The organism is Neptuniibacter marinus (genome assembly GCF_965223595.1).
Taxonomy (GTDB): Bacteria; Pseudomonadota; Gammaproteobacteria; order Pseudomonadales; family Balneatricaceae; genus Neptuniibacter; species Neptuniibacter marinus.
Genome location: NZ_OZ245004.1, coordinates 2,678,851 through 2,701,589 on the forward strand (window position 1 = coordinate 2,678,851; position 22,739 = coordinate 2,701,589).

A 22,739-nucleotide genomic window follows, 5' to 3' on the forward strand; every position below is an offset into this window, starting at 1 on the left:
CCTGAAAAAAGATTTAGCTACGATTAACTAACATCTCTAATTTCATACTTAAACGCTCTTCCCGCTCTTGTTCCTGACGCTTTTCTTGACGGGCTTTATTAATCTCTTTCAACTTCTGTTTTGCGTATTCAGACTCTTCTTTAGTAACAACACCCGCCGCTTCACCATTAATATCAATACGTTCAGCGCCTTCACGCAAAGAACGATAATAATTTAGGGCACGAACATAGCTCGCTAAAGCTCTTTTAATCTTGTTTTTTGCAACCTTCTCATCAGCAACCAAATCTTCCTGAATACCGATTTTAAGAGGTCTGACATTCTTACGATCAAAGGTTTTAGGATACGCTTCCATCAACTGCTGCAGGGCAGCCATATTAGCAGCACGGTTTTTGGATTTCGCCTTTGGCGCTTTGTTTACTACGTCATTCACCTTGTTAAGCCTCGGACTGGAACATATTACTTTGTATGGTTGTTCTGCTGCATTTCAGCAGATTCAAGCAACTGTTCCAGTTGATAAATAATTGCTTGGTTTCAAAAAAATCTGATGGATATCAGCGCTCGCCTTTACGGATATAATACCCAAAAAGCTCCTGCTCTACATACTCTCCCACCAACTCATGACCCAAAAAATTACAAAATTTGGGGATATCACGCTGAGTTGAAGGATCCGTTGCAATAATATGCAATATCTCCCCTACTCCCATATCCCTGACATGGTTATGTAACATCATAACCGGCTCAGGACAATATAATCCCTGCGCGTCTAGAATATGGTCTGCCTTGATATCTGTCATCTTTTGTCTCTTGCACAAAGTTGCATATTGTCTCAAATTACCTATGACAGAAAAAGCAATTTAACTCAAATTACTTAACTAAAATCGCTTTTAAGCCATAAATAAACCATTCTATAAGACAGATATGTTATTTCAGATGGGGAGAGCGCTATGATCAGAGTTATGATCGAACGTCACATAGCAGATGAATTAGTCATACATTATGACAAAGTTGCACGGGAAACCTTACAACGCGCCATGCAAGCGCACGGCTTTATCTCTGGAGAAGCATTACAAAATGTTACCAATCATAAGCATCGGCTTGTTATTGCAACCTATAGAACACTGCAAGACTGGCAACGCTGGGCGAGTTCAGAAGAGCGTTTAGAAATGATGGCGATGATTAACCCAATGCTAGAAAGCGAAGAAAAAATCACCGTATTTGAACATTAATATAAACAGACTTGTCTCCTGCGCTTTCGATTTAACGAATACGCAAGAGACAAGTAATCTCTTCCCTATCATGGTAAAGATGCTTAGCGCTCAATTCATAACCAAGCCCTGCATTCATAAACCGCTCGGCGATCAAAGTAAAACATGCCGTAACCTCTTGGTAACGCTGTTTCATTGGCAATTTAAGATTAAATATAGCTTCGGAACACCATCCATTGATCACCCAGTCAGCAGCCATATCCGCTGTCTTAATCGGTTTATCAACCACATCACAAACCATTAAATTAACAGGTTGATCTGGAATAAATTTATATGCGTCTTCTTGGACATGGTTAACCTGCCCAGTCTCCATTAAATCAGGCTGCATCGGTCCATTATCAACAGCGGCCACAAACATACTCCGCTGTACAAGTTGCCAAGTCCAACCGCCCGGCGCAGCGCCTAGATCAACAGCGCGAGAACCATGTGCTAAACGTTCATCCCACTCATTTTTAGGGATAAACCAATGCCATGCCTCTTCTAATTTTAACGTTGAACGACTAGGTGCATTTTTAGGGAACTTCAACCGAGGAATCCCTAACGGCCAAGGTGCAGAATTAGCCACAGCAGAATAACCTATATAGACATCACTACCCGTCAATACAAACAATATTAACCGAAGGGCTTTGTTCGGTTTTTCTTTTTTCAAAAAAGTAGATTTACGTAACTTTTGTGCCAATGCGGAGCCGAATTTACGCGAAAATGTCGCTAACTCTCGCCCATCGGTCGTATCTGGATATTCAACCCAAAGATCAGAACAGGAGGGAAAACCTTCAATTAAAGTTTCAATTTGAGTAACACGATCTTCTCGTTCTAAACGTTGACAGTCACCACAAGCCATCCATTGACGAATAAAGATAAATTCGTGGAAACCGAGCTCTCGTATCGCTTTTTCTGCATAGCCCTCTTGCTGAATATGAAAAAAGAGATAGCCGTCGTTCTCATTAAGCGTGCAGTAACCATATATACCTACAGACCCACACCTATCAGTAATTTCCGCCGCAGCCTCTTTCTCAAAACCGGAACGACACTGTAAAAGTAAACGATTAATAAGGTTCAACGCACCCAATCCTTAATGAAACTAACTATATGATTTAAATGATCCTCACGCGAAAAACCTGATACTTTTCTAGGCTTTAGATCATGATCACCATCGTTTAACCAATGCAATGACACCGATTGTGGCAGATTGTACTGCGTTACATCAGAAAGTGAACCCATTCGATCTCTTGTACCTTGAAATATATGCATAGGCTTCTCAATCTCTAATAAATGTTCAATACGAAGCCTGTCAGGTTTAGCTGCGGGGTGAAACGGATAACCAAAAACAAAACACCCAATTGCTGGAGAGTGCTCAAACAACATCGAAGCGACACGTCCCCCCATCGACTTCCCTGCTAAATATAACGGCACACCATCATCAAATTGAGCTATCACCTCGTCAAAAGCAGCGAGGAGTTTAGGCATTCGATCAGGAGGACGACGTTTGCCTGTTTCAGATATAAGCTGCATATAAGGAAATTCAAAACGGACTACTTCGAAGTTTTGCCTAGCTAATTTCTCAGCTATTGTTTGCATAAACTCACTATTCATACCGGCTCCCGCGCCATGCGCAAGAATAATCCGCCCATTCTCAGGCTTTCCATTGATTAACACTAACTGTGCCCTACCTACATAAAAGCAACTGATTATTGCACAAATCGAAATTGATTTATGTCAAACAAAGCCCCGAAAAGAACTCCGTTCTTTTTCAAAAAACATAGATATAGGTCAAAAAAAGCCGCTAAATAGATCATAACTTCGAAAAAGCAGCAGGCACACAAAGAAATTTAATCTTTTTAATTCAATAAGTTAAAAACAAAACCAAGACCTAAGAAGTAAAGATACTAGACCTAGGTCGACATTCAACTCCTGCGACAATATGCCCCAGTTAATCTCCTAAATACATTGATAATACGGGCTTATTCCCAGATAATTAGCAGCGAAACTCAAATTTCCATAATCTAGCTTGTTGATGAGAGTCTGACATGAGCACAGCAACTGAACACCCCACCTACAATTATAAAGTGGTGCGCCAGTTCGCCATAATGACAGTAATTTGGGGTATCGTCGGCATGACCGTCGGTGTCCTAATCGCTGCACAATTGGTTTGGCCTGCACTAAACTTTGATACCGCATGGTTGACCTATGGTCGTCTGCGTCCACTGCATACTAACGCAGTTATTTTTGCATTCGGCGGCTGCGCCCTGTTTGCAACTTCTTACTACGTTGTACAGCGTACCAGCCAGCGTCGCCTGATCTCTGATGGTCTTGCAGCGTTTACCTTCTGGGGCTGGCAGGTTGTAATTCTTGCAGCTGCTATCACATTGCCACTAGGTTTGACCTCTTCTAAAGAGTATGCCGAACTAGAATGGCCAATCGATCTACTGATTACAGTAGTTTGGGTTGCTTATGCAGTAGTTTTCCTTGGCACGGTGAAGATGCGTAAAACATCTCACATCTATGTAGGCAACTGGTTCTACATGGCCTTTATCATTACAGTTGCTGTACTGCATATTGTAAATAGCATGGCTATTCCCGTAACAATGTGGAAGTCATACTCTATTTACCCTGGTACTGTTGATGCGATGGTTCAGTGGTGGTACGGCCACAATGCTGTAGGCTTCTTTTTGACAGCTGGCTTCCTAGGTATGATGTATTACTTCGTACCAAAACAAGCTGAACGTCCGATTTACTCTTACCGCCTATCTATCGTTCACTTCTGGGCGTTAATTGCGACATACATGTGGGCAGGTGGTCATCACCTTCACTACACAGCGCTTCCTGACTGGACTCAGTCTGTAGCAATGGTTATGTCTTTGATTCTACTTGCTCCATCATGGGGTGGTATGATCAACGGTATGATGACACTGTCAGGCGCGTGGCATAAGCTTCGTACCGACCCTGTTCTTCGCTTCCTAGTTGTATCCCTATCCTTCTACGGCATGTCTACGTTTGAAGGCCCAATGATGTCCATCAAAACAGTAAACGCACTGTCTCACTACACTGACTGGACTATTGGCCATGTACACGCAGGTGCACTTGGCTGGGTAGCAATGATCTCTATCGGTGCTGTATACCATATGCTTCCTCGCCTATTCGGCAAAGCTCAAATGTATAGTGTTGGCCTTATTAACACACATTTCTGGCTTGCTACCGTTGGTACAGTGCTATACATCTGTGCGATGTGGGTTAACGGTATCCTTCAGGGCCTAATGTGGCGCGCAGTGAATGAAGACGGTACGTTGACATACAGCTTCGTTGAAGCACTTGAAGCGTCTCATCCTGGTTACTTCGTTCGTTGGTTGGGCGGTATGTTCTTCCTAACGGGTATGGTTCTGATGGCTTTCAACACTTGGCAGACTGTTCGTAAAGGCAGTACTGCACCAGAAGCCAAAGCTTCTGCACAAGCAGCTTAAGGTCAAGGGAGCATATAGAAATGATCAAACACGAAACGATTGAAAAGAACATCGGCATCATGATCCTGCTGATTATCATCGTCATCAGTGGCGGTGGTTTGGCTGAGATTGTACCTCTGTTCTTCCAGTCTTCTACGACTAAACCTATCGAAGGTCTTCGCACATACTCAGCACTTGAGTTTGAAGGCCGTGACATCTACATCCGTGAGGGTTGTAATGTTTGTCATAGCCAAATGATTCGTCCTTTCCGTGCAGAAACGGAACGTTACGGTCACTTCTCAACCGCTAATGAGCACGTATGGGAACATCCATTTTTATGGGGTTCTAAGCGTACAGGTCCTGATTTAGCTCGCGTAGGCGGCCGTTACTCTGATGATTGGCATCGCGCTCACTTGTATAACCCTCGTGACGTTGTTCCTGAATCTAAAATGCCGTCATACCCTTGGTTGTTTGAAAACAAGCTAACGGGCAAAGATACAGCCAAGAAGCTTGAAGCACAGCGCAGTGTTGGCGTTCCATTCACTGATGAACAGATCGCTGGTGCGCAGGATGCAGTGCAAGGCAAATATGAGATTGATGCTCTTGTTGCCTACTTGCAGTCCTTGGGCAAATTGCATTCTGAATACAACAACAAGCGGTAATAACGCGTGAATTACGAAGTTTATGGTCCATACATTCCGGTTGTCATGCTAATCACATTCTTAGCATTGTTTGCTTGGGTACTTAACCCTAAAAACAAAGAAAAATATGACGATGCAGCGAATATGCCTCTTCAGGAACCTGACGAGCCAATACTGGGTGATGAGTCCAATAACGGGGGAGATCAAAAATGAGTGCTTTCTGGAGCGCATGGGTAACGGTAATTACCCTAGCAGTAATTCTTGGCTGTACTTGGCTGCTTCTTGCTACTCGCAAAAGCCAGCCGCACGACGAGACTACTGAAGAAACGCTAGGCCACGAATTTGATGGCATAGCTGAGTATGATAATCCACTCCCTAAATGGTGGTTCCAGATGTTTATTGGAACTGTTGTTTTTGGTCTGTGTTATCTTGTTCTATACCCAGGTCTAGGTAATTACCAAGGCTTGCTTGGATGGACATCTCACAACCAATGGGAAGAAGAAATTCAACATGCGGAAGAAGTATATAAGCCTGTATTTGCAAAATACGCTTCTCTGCCTACTGAAGAACTTCTAAAGCCTGAAAATGCAAGTGGCCTTAAAATGGGTCAACGTATGTTCGCTAACAACTGCTCACTGTGTCACGGTTCAGCAGCGACAGGCGCACACGGCTTCCCTAACCTGACTGATAATGATTGGTTATATGGCGGCGATGCTAAAACGATTAAAACCACGATCACTAATGGTCGCGTAGGTGGTATGCCACCTTGGGGCGCAGTTCTTGGTGAAGAAGGTGTACGTGATGTTGCGCACTATGTTCTATCACTAAGCGGAGCAGAATCTGATAGTGAAGCAGCTGAACGCGGCAAAGGCCAATTCCAGGCACTTTGTACTGCTTGTCACGGCGCCGACGCTAAAGGCCTGCCTATCTTAGGAGCACCAAACCTAACTGATAACACATGGTTATATGGTGGCTCTTTTGAGGAGATTGCTCATACAATTCGTAACGGTCGCGCTGGTGTAATGCCTGCTCATAAAGACCTATTAAGCGAAGACAAAATCAATTTGATCACCGCTTACGTATATAGCCTGTCAAATAAGTAAGTGCAGAAATTGAAAATAAAAGGCGATATGATATAGATCATATCGCCTTTTTTTGTAGATCGTTTAAAATATTCAACTTTGCTAATGCATTGAGCAGGTATTAGCAAAGTTGATTTTCAATTATCACTGGTGAGTATGTGAGCAACGATATGAATCAGATCCCAGTTCAAGACGTCACTCCAAAGAAAAAGAAAAATTCTGAGGAGAATTTTGATCTGTACGCAAAACGTGAGCACATTTACGTTAAAAATTACACAGGTATCTTTAAGTTATTCCGTCAAGCATCAAGCTTTATAATGCTTTTGATGTTCTTCGGTTTTTCTTGGATTACATGGGATGGCCGTCAAGCTGTCTTATTTGACCTACCCAATCGCCAATTTCATGTATTTGGCATGACGTTCTGGCCACAAGATTTCATGTTGTTATCTTGGTTACTTATTATTCTTGCTTTCGCCCTCTTCTTCTTCACTGTATTCGCTGGACGTTTATGGTGCGGCTATGCTTGTCCACAATTTGTGTGGACTTGGATCTATATCTGGATCGAAAGCATGACTGAAGGTGACCGCAACAAACGCATGCGTATGGATAAAACCGAAGGCATGAGTACAGAAAAGCTCATGCGCAAAAGCGCTAAGCATATACTTTGGATTCTTTTCTCTATTGCCTCTGCGATTGCCTTTGTTGGCTATTTCACCCCGATACGAGAACTCCTCGATGGCGTTATCTCATTCCAGCTAGGTCCTTGGGAAATGTGGTGGATTGGTTTTATCGCGGTTGCCACATACGGAAACGCAGGCTGGCTAAGAGAGCAGGTTTGTATCTATATGTGCCCCTACGCACGTTTCCAATCCGTCATGTTTGACCAAGACACTCTTATCATTTCATATGATGAAGAGCGTGGTGAAAGCCGAGGTAAACGTAAAAAAGGAAGCGATTATAAAGCCGAAGGCTTAGGCGATTGTATTGATTGCAACCACTGCGTTCACGTCTGCCCTGTTGGCATAGACATTCGCGATGGTCTTCAATATGAGTGTGTCGCCTGTGGTGCATGTGTTGATGCTTGTGACGATATTATGGAACGAGTAGGCTATGAAAAGGGCCTCGTTAAATACACAACAGAACACCAGTTAGCTGGAAATAAAACTCATATTTTACGTCCTCGCTTAATAGGCTACTTTGCAGTTCTCTGCGCGATGTTTATCGCATTCGGATATACACTATATAGCCGCATCCCACTTGAAGTAGATATTTTGCGTGACCGAGGCAAGCTATTCGCTGAAACCTCTAATGGCATGATTGAAAATACTTACACACTCAAGCTCGCCAACAAAGAGCAGATTGACCATCAATTCAGCATTAAAGTTTCAGGACTTGAAGGCATGAAATATATGGGCGATGAGATTGTAATGATTAAGTCCGGTGAACTATTGGATCTGCCTATACGTATCGCTATTCCAGCTAAATACTTAAGCAAAGCTAATAACAATATACTTTTTGAGGTTGAAGCATTAGATAATCCTTCAATTTCTTTAAAAGAGGAAAACCGCTTTATTGGCCCAGCGCCGAAACGCTAAATTGCTGATGAATATCAACACAAGGTGGTGCATTTATGCACCACCTTGTTGGTAAATAGGTTAGAATAGCTGCCCGTTAAATGTGTAACCGTACACGCATTTAATTTGCAGCTTTTTTTTGGGGTATATATAACAATGAATTCAGAAGACAACACACCGATTGCTCCTTGGTACAGACAGCCTTGGCTCTGGTTTATTTTAGCGCCAATCATTGCCGTCGTTATTTATGGCACCTCTTTCCTTTACCTATCTATCATTACCCATGACGGTATAGTTAAAGATGATATGTACAAAGTTGCACGAGGCCACTTTGTTGATAAGTCCCATTCCGAAGCAGCCAAAGCTTTAGGTGTCTCAGGCACTCTTGAACTTGATAATGCAACAGGCGATTTGATGATACATTTCAGATCAAACCAGACCGAAAAGCCTAAGCATTTAACACTAAGTATCGTGCATCCAACGCATCAACAGTACGATCAAAACATCATGCTAAAACAGGTTCCAAGCACCAATTCATATACCGGTAGCCTGCAAACCTCCCTTAAAGGTAAACGTTACCTTATCTTAGAAGATGATTCTGCTAGCTGGAACTTACGTGCGGAGATCCATCCGCCTTATGATCAAAATAGTATTGAGTTAGAACCAGCGCACAACTAATGACGGACAACCACTCATCAAAAAATTGCTACCACTGTGGACTCCCTATTCCACCTGGTAGCAATTTCACAACCATTATCAATGATGAACCGCGTGACATGTGCTGTCCCGGTTGTTTAGCTGTAGCAGAAACCATCGTTAATAGTGGGCTAGATACCTATTATAAGCATCGTACCGAATCAGCAGGTTCACCTGAAATCAGAAGCAAAGAGTTACCTGAACAACTTCTTCAAGAACTTACGCTCTATAACGAACCTAATATCCAGAAAGACTTTGTCATTACTAAAGACAACTTATCCGAAGCGTCACTCGTTATTGAAGGCATCACTTGTGCGGCCTGTGTTTGGCTATTGGAACATCACATCCAAGGGATTCCCGGTGTTGAGAAAGCACACGTTAACTTAACTAACCACCGTGCACGTATCACTTGGGATAAAACAGTTACCCCATTGAGCACCCTACTTTCTGAAATATACCGTATAGGCTATCAAGCACACCCCTATCACCCTGATAAAGAAGAACAACTTTTAGAACAAGAGCAAAAGCGAGCGACCCGCCGACTAGGTATTGCCGGTATAGGGATGATGCAGACGATGATGATCGCGGTTGCCCTTTATGGGGGAGACATTCAAGGCATCGAAAATAGATACGTTACATTCATGCGCTGGGCAAGCCTTGTTATTGCTTCCCCTGTTGTTTTTTATGCCGCACGCCCCTTCTTTTTGGCCGCTTGGCGTGACCTAAAAACCAAACATCTCACTATGGATGTTCCTGTATCATTAGCTATAGGTGGCGCCTATCTCGCCAGCATTTGGGCAACAGTCACGAATAGCGGCGAAGTCTATTTTGATTCAGTGACCATGTTTACTTTCTTCCTTTTAATTGGTCGCTTCCTTGAGATGAAGGCCCGTCACCGCACAGGCCGTGCGGGAAACTCTTTACTTAATTTACTACCTGCGAGTGCATTAAAGATCGTTGGCAATGATGAGCAACTAATTCCCGTCAAAGACTTAACGGTAGGCGATTATGTGATTATACGGCCAGGCCATACGATCCCGGCTGACGGTGTCATCACCGAGGGTAACAGCTCAGTTGATGAATCCGCATTAACAGGTGAGTATCTCCCTATTCGCAAGCAAATCGGTGACAAGGTTGTTGGCGGCACAATTAATGTGGAAAATCCAATTACTATCAAGATTATTCAAACAGGTAGCGAGACCCAGCTATCTGCCATTGTTCGTTTGCTCGAACGGGCGCAAGCAGAAAAACCTCATGTAGCCAAAGTCGCCGATAAAGTCGCCAGCTATTTTGTCGCTGCGGTTCTCCTAACAGCTATTGTTGTTGGCTTCAGTTGGTGGCTAGTTGAACCCTCTCAAGCCTTTTGGATTACACTCTCAGTTCTCGTTGTCACCTGTCCATGCGCACTCTCCCTGGCAACTCCGACAGCACTGACTGCAGCAACCGGTACCTTAAGACAAAATGGGTTATTGATTACGCGCGGCCATGTATTAGAAAGCCTAGCCACTGCCACCCATATTGTTTTTGATAAAACAGGCACATTGACTCAAGGCAATCTAAGCCTACAGCAAATCGTACCCTTAACAGATCTCAGTGAAAGTGAATGCACTAAAATTGCAGCGGCGATTGAAAAACATAGCGAACACCCTATAGCCAAAGCGTTTCATGAGAAATCTGCCGAACTGAACGCTTCTAACATCCATAATGAAGTAGGCCAAGGGCTCGAAGGTACTATAGGTAATCAACGCTATCGTATAGGAAAACCATACTTTTCAGCCCAGATTTGTTCACAGCCTCAACCCCCTTTGCCAGAAACCAGTGGTCAATGGCTACTCCTTTGCAATGAAAATTCAGCCTTAGCTTGGTTTAGGCTAAACGACCAAATTCGCAGAGAAGCCCAACAGACTATCAGGCATCTACAGCAACTGGGATTAACCTGTGAAATGTTAACCGGTGATAACTCATCTGCGGTTGAGGAAGTAGCTACTTTCTTAGGTATTAATAACACGATATCAGGCGTTTCTCCTGAACAAAAACTAAGTCATGTAAAACACCTTCAGGAAAATGGTGCGCAGGTCGTCATGGTCGGCGATGGTATAAATGACATTCCTGTATTAGCTGGCGCACAAACATCAATTGCCATGGGCGGTGCAACTGACTTAGCAAAAACTAATGCTGACGGAGTGTTAATCAGTCACGACCTACTTCGCTTAGTAGACGGTATTTTACTCGCTCGAAAAACTAAACGGATCATCAAACAAAATTTATTTTGGTCTCTTTTCTATAACCTTATGGCGCTTCCTCTTGCAGCCTTTGGCTTTATTGCTCCTTATATGGCGGCACTAGGAATGTCTGCAAGCTCGCTGGTTGTTGTCAGTAATGCAATGCGTTTGAACCGCTTAAAGAAAAGAAAATCAGGCCCAATCAAACATCAATCTGAAACGTTGAAGACTAACCCCTAACAACAAAATCAGGTAGAATTACTCCTTTAAAAATTAAGGGTTATTGATTCCCATGGACATTATTTTTCTCCTTATTCCAATCGCTATCATCTTAGCGAGCTGTGCCGTTTGGGCTTTCTTTTGGAGCGTTAATAATGGTCAGTATGATGATTTGGACAGCCCCGCTCATAGCATTTTATATGACGATGACGAAGCACTGATTCCCGATGACGCCAAAGTAAAAAAACCTTCCCCTAAGGATAAGGATGACTGAAGCACTCTCACTACCAACCGCATTTTTGCTAGGTTTACTCGGCGGTACACATTGCCTTGGTATGTGCGGTGGTATTGCGACAACAGTTTCCCTTAGCAGCCCAAATGGTATGAAAGGCTTTGGCTTATTACTGGGTTACAACAGCGGGCGAATTACCAGCTACGCTATAGCGGGGGCATTACTCGGCAGTGTAAGTTGGTTAATTGAAAATCCAAGCATACAACTCGCATTACGAATATTTGCAGGTTTAATGTTAGTCAGCATGGGACTTTATATAGCACAATGGTGGCAAGGTCTGACCAAGGTTGAGCATTTTGGCTCCTATCTCTGGAAAAAAATCAGCCCTTTTGCACGCCACTTTTTACCCGTTAAAACATTACGCCAAGCACTCATGCTCGGCGTACTTTGGGGCTGGCTACCTTGCGGTCTCGTTTATAGCACACTCATATGGGCATCCGCCGCTGCGGACTGGACCTTAAGCGCACAATTAATGATCGCTTTTGGATTAGGCACCCTGCCCACTATGCTTTTAACTGGTGTTTTAGCACAGCAAGTAAAAACAGTTTTACAACGAAAACTAACAAAACACCTCTCTGGTAGCCTGATTATACTGATGGGACTCTACACGATCCCTTGGCAAGGCATACTGAATTAGCCATAGAGTTAAACCAAGCTTAGTTACTAATAGATTATTTACTGTCAGTGATGGCAGCATTTGAGATAACGAGGGAAAAATTCGTGGATAGCAACCTGATAAAATGGGACTTAGATCTAATCAAGCGATATGACCTTTCGGGTCCACGCTATACATCTTACCCGACAGCCGTTCAGTTCGATCCTGAACTATCTTCCTCGGATTTGGTGACAACGGGACAAAACTCTGCCGACTTAAATGCGCCACTCTCTCTCTATGTACACATTCCATTTTGTGCGCACGTTTGCTACTACTGTGCCTGCAATAAGGTCATTACACGAAATCGTAAGAAAGCACAGCCCTATTTGGATACCCTGTATAAAGAGATGGCTCAGCTTTCCAAATGGTATAATAATGACCGTCAGGTCACTCAGCTTCACTGGGGCGGCGGTACGCCTACTTTCATTAGCCATGAGCAGATGAGAGAGTTAATGCAGCAGATGCGGGCTAATTTTAATCTACTAGATGATGACTCCGGCGATTACTCTATTGAGATAGATCCAAGAGAAGCCACTGAAGAAACAATCCAAGTATTAAGAGAGATCGGTTTTAATCGCATTAGCTTAGGCTTACAAGATATAGACCCTAAGGTGCAAGAAGCTGTTAACCGTGTGCAATCGGTTGAACAAACCTCTGCCATTTTAGAAGAAGCTCGCCGCCAAGGCTTCCGCTCACTTAACCTTGATCTTATTTATGGCCTACCCTATCAAACATTTGATGGCTTTAACGAGACATTAGATACTGTTATTGAGATGAACCCAGATCGGCTCTCTGTATTTAATTATGCTCATTTGCCCGATCGTTTTAGGCCACAGCGTCATATTGATGAATCCACTTTACCAAGTCCTGAAACAAAACTTGCGATTCTCGAATCTACCATTAGCAAACTATTAGCAGCTGGCTATGTCTATATAGGCATGGATCACTTTGCTAAACCTGATGATGAATTAGCTATTGCGCAAAACACGGGAAAACTACACAGAAATTTCCAAGGCTACACAACACATTCTGAATGTGACCTCGTTGCCATGGGTGTATCTGCCATTAGTCAAATTGGTTCTGTGTACTATCAAAACCAGCATGAGATGCAAGCTTATACAGATGCAGTAGAAAGCGAAAAGCATGCAATTAAACGCGGCGTAAGCTTAACCCCAGATGACATTATACGCCGCCATGTCATCACTCATCTTATTTGCCATTTCGAATTAGAAAAAGCACCAATAGAGCAGCGCTTCGGTATCCAATTCGATCAGTACTTTGCTGATGCCCAACAAGAGCTAAGCGCTTTTACCTCCGATGGTCTCATTCAAATGGACACAAAACGCATTACCGTATCACCCGCCGGTCGGTTACTAATTCGTAGAATATGTATGGCTTTTGATGCTTATATACCAAAAGACATTAGCTCACAGCGATTCTCACGGATTATTTAACTTCCCGTATTTACAGAAATATTACATAATCAAAATGTAGCCACTCGATTATAACGACAACAGGAATGTATTATGAGTGATAACAAGACAAACGAAGGGAAGCTGCGTAGTTTGCAGCAGGTTAGCTGTAACACTTGTAGTCTTAGCTCATTATGTCTCCCCGTTTCGCTTAATATGACAGAGATGGAACGGTTAGATAGAATTATCGATAAAAGTCGACCATTAAAAAAAGGTGATCACCTATTTAACCAAGGTTCTGAGTTCACTGACGTGTATGCGATTCGAGCAGGAACCGTCAAAACCTACACCATCACAAATGAAGGTGAGGAACAGATCACTGGGTTCTATTTTCCAGGCGAATTGGTTGGCATGAGCGGATTTGATAGCAACGAATACCCTGTCTCGGCAAAAGTACTAGAGACAACAACCGTTTGCGAAATTCCATTTGAACGCCTCGATGATCTGTCGGGGCAACTACCGGAACTACGCCGCCAACTCTTACGCACTATGAGCAAAGAGATTCGCGAAGAACAACAAATGATGCTTCTTTTATCAAAGAAAAATGCAGAAGAGCGTGTAGCAACATTTTTGGTAAAAATTTCGCAACGCTTTAAAGCTCGCGGCTATTCTGAAACTAGCTTCCGCCTGTCCATGTCGCGTAATGAGATTGGTAATTACTTAGGCTTAGCCGTCGAAACTGTCAGCCGTATTTTCACACGTTTCCAGAAAGCCAATTTACTGCGCGTTGAAGGCAAAGAAGTTCATATAGAAGATATAGAACAACTCTACAGATTATCTGGAGAGGTTATAGAAAGCGATACCGCTGAACCAGTAAGTGCGCAATGTGGTAAAAATGGTCACTGCTGAGTCATATAATATATAAAACAAAAGAGCACCGGCATATTGACTACCGGTGCTCGTCAGTCGCACAAAAAGTAGCCATCTCAATGTGTAACCCAACGGGTTCATTAGAGCTTTACCTCCCCTAAAATGCATTGAGCCAAATCAACAAGCTGTTTCCAAGGAGTTTTTAATGTCATACGACGAATGTTATGTGAAGTCAGTTATTCGAACCATCCCTGACTGGCCTGAACCTGGCGTACAGTTCCGTGACATAACCCCCCTGTTTAAAGATCCAAAAGCATTACGCATGATCTCTGACGCTTTTATTCAGCGTTATGTTGATAGTGATATTACTCATATCGCCTGCATTGATGCCAGAGGCTTTTTGATCGGCTCTATTATCTCCTACCATCTAAATATTCCCTTAGTTCTCGTCCGTAAAAAAGGGAAGCTTCCAGGCCAAACAATCGAACAAGAATATAAGCTGGAATATGGCACAGCGACAGTTGAAATGCAGGTTGATGCAGTTACTTCTGGAGACAAAGTTTTAGTTTTTGACGATTTAATCGCTACAGGCGGAACAATACTTGCGGCCTGCAGCATTATCAAAAAATTGGGAGCATCAGTATCAGAAGCCGCTGCACTTATTGACCTACCCGACCTTCAAGGTTCCAGTAAAATCCAAGATGCCGGCGTCCCAGTACATACGCTTCTAGCCTACGAAGGCCTTTAAACACTACAAGTGACCTCTAATAGAACACTGAAACGGCTTGCATATTTCTTTTAAGAATATCATTATAACTTAATTGATGAACAAGCTGTTTAGGTATTTCTATGCTCCGTATTATTATCGCCCTATTCCTTGCTAGCAGCCTTCTTAACTCCAGCAACCTATATGCAGAAGAGATCACACTAAAATATAAGCATCTCGACTTAAATGCCAACCTGTACCTGACAGAAGAGAACGGTTTTAACAATATACTTCTCATCACCCACGGCACACTCGCCCACAATGGCATGGAGATCATTGCCACATGGCAAGAGCTACTGGCTGATGAAGGCATGAGTAGCCTAGCTATCAATTTAAGTTTAGGTCTTGATAATCGGCATGGTATGTACGACTGTAAAACGCCCCACACCCATAAGCATACCGATGCAATTCATGAAATAGCTGCTTGGGTAGACTGGCTTAAAGCACAAGGCAGCCAAGCAATAATATTAGCCGCCCACTCACGAGGAGGAAATCAAACAGCTTGGTATGCGGATACACACTCAGACCCCGCTATAAAAGGACAAATTTTAATTGCTCCGCAAACTTGGTCAGAACAAGATGAAACAGCGAGTTACACCAAACGCTACCAACACCCACTGCAAGCTCAGCTAGAAAAAGCAATGCAATTAACGCCAAATGACATGCTTATCCATACAGATTTTATCTACTGTGAAGATACACAAGTAGCAGCTGCAAGTTTTGTAAACTACTACCAAGCCAACCCTCGCTTTGATACCCCAGCGCTTTTATCTAAAACGACACTACCAACACTGGTCTTTAGTGGCAGTGAAGATACAATCGTCAACGGTCTATTTGAAAAAATGGAAGCATTAAACAACGATGTGGTACAAAATGTTCAAATTGAGGGGGCTGACCACTTCTTTCGAGACCTTTATATGGATGAAGTTACCGAACATAGTTTAGAATTCATCGAACAACTATAAACACTCAGCCGCGACCTGGAATACACGCCGAAATTTACATGTTTAGATTACTAGCAACCTTTTGTTTAATAACCAGCCAAGCTCTCTGGGCTGTAGAGATACCTAAAACAAAAGACTTACAACAAGCCTATATAGAGACGGGTAGAAATTCATCAGGCCAAGAAAAAGTTGTGATGCTCTTAGTATCGCAACCTAATTGTCACTACTGTCTTCTTATTACCGAAGAGATCATCCATCCAATGCTTTTAAGTGGACGTTATGAGAGCACTACGTTCTTTAGCGAGCTTGAAATTAACACAGGCGGAAGTATTAAAGATTTTAACGGGCAGCAGGTAGGTGCTAATACATTTGCTCAACGCTACAATGCATGGGCAACCCCGACACTACTTTTTCTAAACAATAAAGGTGAGGAAATTGCAGAAGAGATGGTCGGTATCAACACCCTAGACCTCTACGGATACTATGTCGATAAAGCCCTTAACATAGCTTTTAAAAAAATAAATCCCTGAGTACCCTATTAAGATAATTAATTTCGTCATAAACCTATAATTTCCTCTTCCATCCACAACATTTCTTGCTACTATGCACTGCCTTTTTCCTATCAGGAGCTGCTATGTGGTTTAAGAATGTCATCTTTTATCGTTTAACTGAACCCTTTGAATACACACAGGAACAGTTACAAGAAAAGCTACTGGAACAAACATTTACGCCTTGTAAAAGCCAAGAATTGAGCCGCTATGGCTGGGTTTCTCCTTGCCACCTACTAGACGATGTTTTTGCTCATCAAGTCCACGGCATGTTTATGATTGCCGCACGAAAAGAGGAAAAAATTCTACCCAGCGCGGTTATCAAAGAGGCCGTCGGTGAAAAAGTTGCTGTTATTGAACGCGACCAAGCACGTAAAGTTTACAAAAAAGAGAAAGACCAACTGAAAGATGAAGTGGTGCTTGATCTCCTACCCCGCGCTTTCAGCAAGTTTCAACAAACAAGTGCAATTATACTTCCTAGCTTAGGCTGGATCGCTGTTGATTCTTCTAGCCACAAACGTGCTGAAGAGCTACTAAGTCACCTACGTGGAACACTAGGTAGTCTGCCTATAGTTCTTCCTGATGTGCAACAATCACCCTCAGCTGTTATGTCCACTTGGCTAGAAAGTGATACGAGCATACCTGAAGGTTTTGAAGTGTTGGATGAATGCGAGTTGCGCGATAATGTACTTGAAGGCGGTGTTATTCGCATTAAAGGTCAGCAACTGGAAGATGAAGAGTTTATTGCCCACCTTGAAGCAGGTAAACGAGTCGTTAAACTTGCTCTTGAATGGGATGAACATCTGAAAATTCTGCTACAAGATGATCTCTCAATCAAACGCCTTAAACTCAGTGACCAATTACAAGACAAAATGTCAGATGAGGCCGCTGAGGATGAAGTCGCTCAATTTGATGCTGATATGGTTCAAATGGGCTTAGAGTTTGCAAAACTCTTTCCTGCGATTATAAAAGCCTTTGGTGGTGAAGCGAAAAGACCTTAACTCCGTCTTCCCAGCGGTTAATTCGGCTGGGAAGGGTTGAATATAAAACTTGGCTTTATTACTTAAAAACACTTACAATATTAGTATATTCTAATGTTCGAGTAATTAGAGACATGCAAGATACTTCAGAACAAACCTTACCCAAACTGAAATTTTTTCCCGCCGCATTCTTCTCTATCGTTATGGGGCTAACAGGATTGACGCTAGCTTGGGATAAAGCTGTCACCGTTTTGGGTGTTACAGAGGCCGTCGCCCAAACACTTCTGGTCGTAAGTGCATTAGCATTATTGCTTATTGTTATCACTTATACCTTTAAAGCTAAGAACTACCCAGACGCGGTACTAGAGGAGTTTCAGCACCCTATTAAAACAAGCTTCTTCCCAGCATTTTCGATTAGCCTTATTTTAATGAGTATTGCGACGCTACATGTATCTAAAGAACTCTCCTTCTATTTATGGGGAGCCGGTACTGTAATACATCTGAGCTTCACGCTACATACTTTAAACCAATGGATACACCATCCAAAATTCAAGATAGAACATTCAACTCCAGCATGGTTTATTCCGGTGGTTGGTAATATTTTGGTTCCTATTGCCGGTGTAGAGCATGGATTTATTGAATTGAGCTGGTTCTGCTTTTCTATAGGGATTATCTACTGGATTATTTTAAAAGCATTAATTTTTAACCGCATGTTTTTTCATGACCCATTACCACAAAAACTTCTTCCCACTCTATTTATATTGATCGCTCCACCAGCGGTAGGCTTCATTTCATATGTGAAATTAAACGGTGATATAGACAATTTCGCGCGTATCTTATTTTATTCCGCTATGTTCTTATTATTGTTACTCATCACTCAACTACCCAAATTTAGTAAAATAAACTTTTATATGTCTTGGTGGGCTTACTCATTCCCTCTTGCAGCTTTAACAATAGCAACAATGGTGATGCATCAGCACAATCCATCTCCATTTTTTCAATATATGATTATTGTATTACTTACCTTATCTTCAGTAGTCATCAGCACACTTTTTATTCGTACAATACTTGCGATAATCCGCAACGAAATATTCCTTCCTGAATAAACTAAAGAGGGCGCACCCATCTGCCCCTCTTACTCTAATTGTTATCAAACAAAAATATGCACTAAAAAAATCACTACGAAGCAGATATCACCATAATGGTACAAAAAATAAGAATAATAAAAATTTAGTCATTAAAAATCATAAAGTTAACATTTGTGGCATAATTAATGCTTTGACTATCAGGTCTATAGCTTATGGGCCATTTCCAATGACAAATGCTCCACTCTCTTTAGAAAATACATTATTGAAAGTATGCTGGGAAAAGCTTACTGGTACGGTTTTTATTGCTTCCGAATCAAACCGCTCTGGGCAAATTGTTATCAATCAAGGCGCGTTAATTGGATTAAATTATTGCGGATTAAGTAACGAAGAGGCATTCAAAACTTTAGTCAACAGCCAAAACCTTCGCTGCTCCTTTACTCCAGACCTACTTTTCCCGATTGCCGAGAGCTTACAACCTGAAGCTGCATTACATCTATTGAAAAAGATAGGTTATTCTGAGGAAGTCATTGAGGCCGAACCGGCACCTATTGAAGCGCCTGATGAGATTACTGATAAAGCTAGCACTGTTATCTATAGAGGACAAGTAGTCGAACGGAAGAAAGCTAAACCCAAAATTGAACGAAAAAAGTCAGGTCTAGTTTATAGAGGTCAAGTAATTAGTTAGGAAAACCTACCCTGTAGGCTTTCCTAGGAATACTCTATCCCCCATCGCCTACAGTAGTCAGACCTAGGCTTGTCCAAGCTTGCATTCCGCCACGGTAATACTTTAATTTTTCTGCTGGATAGTCAGCTTCTAGCATTGCTCGAATTAAGGCAGGTGTTTGCCCACACCAATAACCATTGCAAAACATCGCTAATGTCTTAGCTTGACTATAATCAAAGCTACCATCTTCTTTTTTAACTGCGCCAAACTCTTCCAGAGCATCTGCCGCCGTTTCCTCTTCTTCCATTACCGTGTAAGGAACGTTAATACTACCTGGAATCGTTAAACGATAATGCCAACCAACGGTGCGAGTATCTACAATTAAGATATTCTCATCAGTTTCCGCCTGTTGCATATAATCAACAAATTCACGTTCGCCAATAGTTTCAACATCATAAGGCTCAAAAGGTCTTATTGGCTGAGGCATACCTCGAAAGGTCGTGTTATAAAGCTCATTAATCGTATTATTAGGATCTTGATTACGCATAACCTCAATAGGCTCACCATCATGCTGAACAGTAAAAGACACGAGACCCGGCGCTATCATCGCCTTGCCTCCTTCAGCTATTACATGGGGAGATGAGATCAATGCCGCCACTAACGCAAAACGACCCACAGTGTGCTTTAACATGTCGAAACCTCTATTATTATAAGTTTATTCGGTATAGTTATAACGATTTTTGCACAAAAGCCTACTAATAGTCATTAACTCTAATATAAGACATTAGAATAAACTGATGGACGACTTATCGCTAAGAACAAATATAAAACGACACCTTTATAAAATAGAAACGAGATAAACCTCTCTATTTTAGGGTGAGTAACATATCAATCGTATATAAATGAGGGTCCGCTTCTAAACCTTTTTTCTGACATTGATCTAAAAATTTAGCTTCCCGTTTTTCAGTGTCATGATAACCAAAATCATTCCCTTCAAGACTCTGAATTTGTAACGTCGCCTTATAATAAAAAGCCAATACAATAGCGGCCGTCTTATCACCTTCATCAAGCAACACTTCCCAGCGATGACGATGATTCTGTATTTTCAAAGCTTGACGCTTAAGGTTCCATGCATAACGCAGTTCATCATAATAGGGACGCCCAACAAATCGAGAAAAAATACCGATCGTAATTAAAGCACCCGTTAAAACACCTATTAAATTGATCATGGTGTTTGCTTGTTCTGGGTTCCCAAAATAGTTACGTAATAAAGCACTTAACCCTAAAGCAATCAGCGCAAAGATCAGACACAAAATCAGCGCAACTTTACGCTGTTTTTTCTTATAAATCGTTTTATCTATCTGTTTAAGTTCCACGTAACTACCCTATTAAACCTAATTGTATGATGATGAATGAAATTAACTTGCAGTCAAAATCTGCCAGTGTAGACTTAGCGCCTTTAAAATAAAGGCCCTTTCTAACATAATCTAATGTATTCCGTAAAAGAGATTTTCTATAGCTTGCAAGGCGAAGGTGCACAAAGTGGACGCGCATCAATCTTTTGTCGTTTTAGCGGCTGTAATTTATGGTCCGGTCGCGAACAAGACAGGCAAACAGCTGTCTGTAATTTCTGCGATACTGACTTCATCGGAACTGATGGTCAAAACGGTGGAAAATTCAAAACTGCCGATGATCTCTGTACGTTTCTAAGCTCTTTTTGGCCTAAAGACAGTAATATCCCACCTTATATTATTTTTACTGGTGGAGAACCTGCTCTCCAGCTCGATCAAAACTTAGTCGATACCTGCCACCAGCATGGTTTTATTATTGCCATAGAAACCAACGGAACAAAACCTCTTCCAAACAACATTGACTGGGTCTGTGTCAGTCCAAAAGCCGATGCCAAGGTAATAATCACTTCTGGTGATGAATTAAAGCTAGTTTACCCTCAGCAACTTGCCCGACCTGAACAGTTTGAAGAGATGGATTTCAGAGAATTTTATCTACAGCCTTTAGATAGTCCAACCCGCCCTATTCACACTCAAGATATTATCAACTTCTGCTTAAAGAACCCACGGTGGAAACTGAGCCTTCAGAGCCATAAAACCTTAGGCATTGATTGAAGCTAAGGTAATAATTGAAACTAAGGTATTGATTGTAACTAAGTCGCTATACTGTACGATTAAATGCCTGCCTAGATGTATAAAAACGGTAAGCGATTAATATAAAAGCGGGAATATTCATCAGAACGCCATAAATAAGCGCACTGGCTGCCATCTCCGAATTGTGTAAAATCCCCCCCGTTATTAACAAGGCTATCGCCGCGTTTTGAATACCTACCTCTACAGCTAAACTAATACCTTGCTCTGTATTAAGTCGCATCTGACGAGCAATCCAATAACCTAAAAACATAGCTAAAGAAACGAGTACAAGTACGCTCGGCCCTAACTGAAAAGTTAACGCGGGTAACTGCTCCCAGTTCGTTTTTACTATACCGAAAACAACCAACACCAGAAAAAGACCTGCTAACGCTTTAACATAGCGCTCAATGCGCAGACAAAAAGCAGGCCAGCGATGATGAACTAAGGCGCCCAATAAAGCGGGAAGCACAGAGATCACCATCAACTTGACCATTGTAAGAACAATGGGAAACTCTATCGCCGCTTGTTCACCCATCCAGTAACTGACGGCTAAGGCCGTTAAAATCGGCATACTAATGGGTGTAATCAAACCAGAGATAGCTGTTAGACAAACAGACAGAGCTGTATCTCCCCGTGACAGATAAGTAATCATATTAGATGTCGCTCCCCCAGGTGCAAAAGTTAACACCATAATACCGACAGCTAGGGCCGCAGGGAGATCAAAAGCACTGACAACAACAAAACCTAATAAAGGTAATAACAAAAGTTGAGATAAAACCCCAACTAAGACAACGTTAGGTCGACGCCAAAGCAGCGAAAACTCAGACACCCGCAAAGACATTCCAACACCCAGCATAATAGTAAAAAGTGCTAGAGGTAAAACCAGCTGTACGGCTATTCCATGTTCCATATTCAATCCTAAATTTTTAATAAAACGATACTAAGTTTTTGTTGGTTTTCATACAACATAAAAGGCAATTTTTTATACCCAATAAAACTCAAACACTGATGATATAAGGGATAGCAAAGGCTACCCACATACGCTGTGGATAACTTTGTGAGTTATTTATTTAAAACGTCATGAAACGCCTATTAAATAAGGCGCTCCGTTAAACTGATCATTTTTTGATCAATAACAAATTACTTCTTTAATATCAACATGTTAAATATGTCAATACTGTAATTTAAGGTTTTAAAATATGTATAGGAGAGACATTAATGAGTTACACAAATTAACAGTGTA

General features: G+C 42.0%; 26 protein-coding genes. 19 read left to right on the forward strand and 7 right to left on the reverse strand.

What is annotated here, in order from left to right; all coding sequences use genetic code 11:
* Nucleotides 1-13: 13 nt before the first annotated feature.
* The gene (locus ACOQOE_RS12655; protein ID WP_067863864.1) at nt 14-430 is read right to left on the reverse strand and encodes a ProQ/FINO family protein; all 417 of its coding nucleotides are present in this window, start codon (nt 428-430) and stop codon (nt 14-16) included.
* Between the two features lie 121 nt (nt 431-551).
* Entirely contained in the window at nt 552-794 is a 243-nt protein-coding gene (tusA, locus tag ACOQOE_RS12660; RefSeq protein ID WP_303415400.1) for a sulfurtransferase TusA, read from the reverse strand.
* Between the two features lie 150 nt (nt 795-944).
* On the opposite strand from tusA, the gene ACOQOE_RS12665 reads away from it, so the two are divergent.
* Nucleotides 945-1,226: an antibiotic biosynthesis monooxygenase family protein gene (locus ACOQOE_RS12665; RefSeq protein ID WP_420554170.1), complete on the forward strand. Its 282-nt coding sequence runs from the start codon at nt 945-947 to the stop codon at nt 1,224-1,226.
* A 31-nt stretch (nt 1,227-1,257) separates the two neighbouring features.
* On the opposite strand, the gene rlmM is transcribed toward ACOQOE_RS12665, so the two are convergent.
* Both rlmM and ACOQOE_RS12675 read right to left on the reverse strand, forming a co-directional pair.
* The gene (gene rlmM, locus ACOQOE_RS12670) at nt 1,258-2,325 is read right to left on the reverse strand and encodes a 23S rRNA (cytidine(2498)-2'-O)-methyltransferase RlmM (RefSeq protein WP_420554171.1); all 1,068 of its coding nucleotides are present in this window, start codon (nt 2,323-2,325) and stop codon (nt 1,258-1,260) included.
* Nucleotides 2,322-2,921 (reverse strand): alpha/beta fold hydrolase, encoded by a 600-nt coding sequence (locus ACOQOE_RS12675; protein ID WP_067863855.1) that lies wholly within the window; start codon nt 2,919-2,921, stop codon nt 2,322-2,324. Before ACOQOE_RS12675 ends, rlmM begins: the two co-directional genes overlap by 4 nt.
* A gap of 371 nt (nt 2,922-3,292) precedes the next feature.
* Between ACOQOE_RS12675 and ccoN the strand changes: the two genes are divergently transcribed.
* The 17 genes from ccoN (at nt 3,293) to ACOQOE_RS12760 (ending at nt 19,376) form a co-directional block, all read left to right on the forward strand.
* Complete coding sequence (gene ccoN / locus ACOQOE_RS12680; RefSeq protein WP_067863852.1) at nt 3,293-4,723, forward strand: cytochrome-c oxidase, cbb3-type subunit I; 1,431 nt, start codon at nt 3,293-3,295, stop codon at nt 4,721-4,723.
* Nucleotides 4,724-4,746: 23 nt separating this feature from the next.
* Nucleotides 4,747-5,364: a cytochrome-c oxidase, cbb3-type subunit II gene (ccoO, locus tag ACOQOE_RS12685; RefSeq protein ID WP_420555482.1), complete on the forward strand. Its 618-nt coding sequence runs from the start codon at nt 4,747-4,749 to the stop codon at nt 5,362-5,364.
* A gap of 6 nt (nt 5,365-5,370) precedes the next feature.
* Nucleotides 5,371-5,556, forward strand: a complete 186-nt coding sequence (locus tag ACOQOE_RS12690) for a cbb3-type cytochrome oxidase subunit 3 (RefSeq protein WP_067863848.1) — start codon at nt 5,371-5,373, stop codon at nt 5,554-5,556.
* The gene (gene ccoP / locus ACOQOE_RS12695) at nt 5,553-6,446 is read left to right on the forward strand and encodes a cytochrome-c oxidase, cbb3-type subunit III (protein ID WP_420554172.1); all 894 of its coding nucleotides are present in this window, start codon (nt 5,553-5,555) and stop codon (nt 6,444-6,446) included. Before ACOQOE_RS12690 ends, ccoP begins: the two co-directional genes overlap by 4 nt.
* 149 nt (nt 6,447-6,595) lie before the next feature.
* Entirely contained in the window at nt 6,596-8,020 is a 1,425-nt protein-coding gene (gene ccoG, locus ACOQOE_RS12700; protein WP_420554173.1) for a cytochrome c oxidase accessory protein CcoG, read from the forward strand.
* Between the two features lie 135 nt (nt 8,021-8,155).
* Nucleotides 8,156-8,677 carry a FixH family protein gene (locus ACOQOE_RS12705; RefSeq protein WP_420554174.1) on the forward strand — a complete coding sequence of 174 codons (522 nt, stop codon included), beginning with the start codon at nt 8,156-8,158 and terminating at the stop codon, nt 8,675-8,677.
* Nucleotides 8,677-11,157 (forward strand): heavy metal translocating P-type ATPase, encoded by a 2,481-nt coding sequence (locus ACOQOE_RS12710; RefSeq protein ID WP_420554175.1) that lies wholly within the window; start codon nt 8,677-8,679, stop codon nt 11,155-11,157. The genes ACOQOE_RS12705 and ACOQOE_RS12710 overlap by 1 nt, the downstream gene beginning before the upstream one ends.
* 52 nt (nt 11,158-11,209) lie before the next feature.
* Nucleotides 11,210-11,410 carry a cbb3-type cytochrome oxidase assembly protein CcoS gene (gene ccoS, locus ACOQOE_RS12715; RefSeq protein WP_067863833.1) on the forward strand — a complete coding sequence of 67 codons (201 nt, stop codon included), beginning with the start codon at nt 11,210-11,212 and terminating at the stop codon, nt 11,408-11,410.
* Nucleotides 11,403-12,065 (forward strand): sulfite exporter TauE/SafE family protein, encoded by a 663-nt coding sequence (locus ACOQOE_RS12720; RefSeq protein WP_420554176.1) that lies wholly within the window; start codon nt 11,403-11,405, stop codon nt 12,063-12,065. Before ccoS ends, ACOQOE_RS12720 begins: the two co-directional genes overlap by 8 nt.
* 83 nt (nt 12,066-12,148) lie before the next feature.
* Nucleotides 12,149-13,537, forward strand: coding sequence for an oxygen-independent coproporphyrinogen III oxidase (gene hemN / locus ACOQOE_RS12725; protein ID WP_420554177.1), 1,389 nt, complete (start codon nt 12,149-12,151; stop codon nt 13,535-13,537).
* 72 nt (nt 13,538-13,609) lie between these two features.
* Nucleotides 13,610-14,404 (forward strand): fumarate/nitrate reduction transcriptional regulator Fnr, encoded by a 795-nt coding sequence (gene fnr, locus ACOQOE_RS12730; RefSeq protein ID WP_067863824.1) that lies wholly within the window; start codon nt 13,610-13,612, stop codon nt 14,402-14,404.
* 166 nt (nt 14,405-14,570) lie between these two features.
* Nucleotides 14,571-15,113 carry an adenine phosphoribosyltransferase gene (locus tag ACOQOE_RS12735; RefSeq protein WP_067863821.1) on the forward strand — a complete coding sequence of 181 codons (543 nt, stop codon included), beginning with the start codon at nt 14,571-14,573 and terminating at the stop codon, nt 15,111-15,113.
* A 101-nt stretch (nt 15,114-15,214) separates the two neighbouring features.
* Nucleotides 15,215-16,096 carry an alpha/beta hydrolase gene (locus ACOQOE_RS12740; protein WP_420554178.1) on the forward strand — a complete coding sequence of 294 codons (882 nt, stop codon included), beginning with the start codon at nt 15,215-15,217 and terminating at the stop codon, nt 16,094-16,096.
* Between the two features lie 38 nt (nt 16,097-16,134).
* On the forward strand, nt 16,135-16,605 hold the full coding sequence (locus tag ACOQOE_RS12745) for a thioredoxin family protein (protein WP_067863815.1): 471 nt from the start codon (nt 16,135-16,137) through the stop codon (nt 16,603-16,605).
* Nucleotides 16,606-16,709: 104 nt separating this feature from the next.
* Nucleotides 16,710-17,624, forward strand: a complete 915-nt coding sequence (gene rdgC / locus ACOQOE_RS12750) for a recombination-associated protein RdgC (RefSeq protein WP_067863812.1) — start codon at nt 16,710-16,712, stop codon at nt 17,622-17,624.
* 113 nt (nt 17,625-17,737) lie between these two features.
* The gene (locus tag ACOQOE_RS12755; RefSeq protein WP_067863809.1) at nt 17,738-18,709 is read left to right on the forward strand and encodes an SLAC1 anion channel family protein; all 972 of its coding nucleotides are present in this window, start codon (nt 17,738-17,740) and stop codon (nt 18,707-18,709) included.
* Nucleotides 18,710-18,917: 208 nt separating this feature from the next.
* Complete coding sequence (locus tag ACOQOE_RS12760) at nt 18,918-19,376, forward strand: hypothetical protein (protein ID WP_420554179.1); 459 nt, start codon at nt 18,918-18,920, stop codon at nt 19,374-19,376.
* Between the two features lie 34 nt (nt 19,377-19,410).
* Here the strand turns inward: ACOQOE_RS12760 and ACOQOE_RS12765 are convergent, their stop codons facing one another.
* Both ACOQOE_RS12765 and ACOQOE_RS12770 read right to left on the reverse strand, forming a co-directional pair.
* On the reverse strand, nt 19,411-20,046 hold the full coding sequence (locus ACOQOE_RS12765) for a rhodanese-like domain-containing protein (protein ID WP_420554180.1): 636 nt from the start codon (nt 20,044-20,046) through the stop codon (nt 19,411-19,413).
* Nucleotides 20,047-20,221: 175 nt separating this feature from the next.
* Nucleotides 20,222-20,731: a DUF3087 family protein gene (locus ACOQOE_RS12770; RefSeq protein WP_067863801.1), complete on the reverse strand. Its 510-nt coding sequence runs from the start codon at nt 20,729-20,731 to the stop codon at nt 20,222-20,224.
* A 114-nt stretch (nt 20,732-20,845) separates the two neighbouring features.
* Between ACOQOE_RS12770 and queE the strand changes: the two genes are divergently transcribed.
* Complete coding sequence (queE, locus tag ACOQOE_RS12775; protein WP_067863799.1) at nt 20,846-21,478, forward strand: 7-carboxy-7-deazaguanine synthase; 633 nt, start codon at nt 20,846-20,848, stop codon at nt 21,476-21,478.
* A gap of 46 nt (nt 21,479-21,524) precedes the next feature.
* Here queE and ACOQOE_RS12780 read toward each other — a convergent pair whose 3' ends face one another.
* Nucleotides 21,525-22,406 carry a bile acid:sodium symporter family protein gene (locus ACOQOE_RS12780; RefSeq protein ID WP_067863796.1) on the reverse strand — a complete coding sequence of 294 codons (882 nt, stop codon included), beginning with the start codon at nt 22,404-22,406 and terminating at the stop codon, nt 21,525-21,527.
* Nucleotides 22,407-22,739: the final 333 nt, after the last annotated feature.

Coding starts and splice junctions, on each gene's coding strand:
- tusA (WP_303415400.1), bottom strand. CDS start 794: ATGACAGATATCAAGGCAGACCATATTCTAGACGCGCAGGGATTATAT.
- ACOQOE_RS12665 (WP_420554170.1), top strand. CDS start 945: ATGATCAGAGTTATGATCGAACGTCACATAGCAGATGAATTAGTCATA.
- ccoN (WP_067863852.1), top strand. CDS start 3,293: ATGAGCACAGCAACTGAACACCCCACCTACAATTATAAAGTGGTGCGC.
- ccoP (WP_420554172.1), top strand. CDS start 5,553: ATGAGTGCTTTCTGGAGCGCATGGGTAACGGTAATTACCCTAGCAGTA.
- ccoG (WP_420554173.1), top strand. CDS start 6,596: ATGAATCAGATCCCAGTTCAAGACGTCACTCCAAAGAAAAAGAAAAAT.
- ACOQOE_RS12705 (WP_420554174.1), top strand. CDS start 8,156: ATGAATTCAGAAGACAACACACCGATTGCTCCTTGGTACAGACAGCCT.
- ACOQOE_RS12710 (WP_420554175.1), top strand. CDS start 8,677: ATGACGGACAACCACTCATCAAAAAATTGCTACCACTGTGGACTCCCT.
- ccoS (WP_067863833.1), top strand. CDS start 11,210: ATGGACATTATTTTTCTCCTTATTCCAATCGCTATCATCTTAGCGAGC.
- ACOQOE_RS12720 (WP_420554176.1), top strand. CDS start 11,403: ATGACTGAAGCACTCTCACTACCAACCGCATTTTTGCTAGGTTTACTC.
- fnr (WP_067863824.1), top strand. CDS start 13,610: ATGAGTGATAACAAGACAAACGAAGGGAAGCTGCGTAGTTTGCAGCAG.
- ACOQOE_RS12735 (WP_067863821.1), top strand. CDS start 14,571: ATGTCATACGACGAATGTTATGTGAAGTCAGTTATTCGAACCATCCCT.
- ACOQOE_RS12740 (WP_420554178.1), top strand. CDS start 15,215: ATGCTCCGTATTATTATCGCCCTATTCCTTGCTAGCAGCCTTCTTAAC.
- ACOQOE_RS12745 (WP_067863815.1), top strand. CDS start 16,135: ATGTTTAGATTACTAGCAACCTTTTGTTTAATAACCAGCCAAGCTCTC.
- rdgC (WP_067863812.1), top strand. CDS start 16,710: ATGTGGTTTAAGAATGTCATCTTTTATCGTTTAACTGAACCCTTTGAA.
- ACOQOE_RS12755 (WP_067863809.1), top strand. CDS start 17,738: ATGCAAGATACTTCAGAACAAACCTTACCCAAACTGAAATTTTTTCCC.
- ACOQOE_RS12760 (WP_420554179.1), top strand. CDS start 18,918: ATGACAAATGCTCCACTCTCTTTAGAAAATACATTATTGAAAGTATGC.
- ACOQOE_RS12765 (WP_420554180.1), bottom strand. CDS start 20,046: ATGTTAAAGCACACTGTGGGTCGTTTTGCGTTAGTGGCGGCATTGATC.
- queE (WP_067863799.1), top strand. CDS start 20,846: ATGTATTCCGTAAAAGAGATTTTCTATAGCTTGCAAGGCGAAGGTGCA.
- ACOQOE_RS12780 (WP_067863796.1), bottom strand. CDS start 22,406: ATGGAACATGGAATAGCCGTACAGCTGGTTTTACCTCTAGCACTTTTT.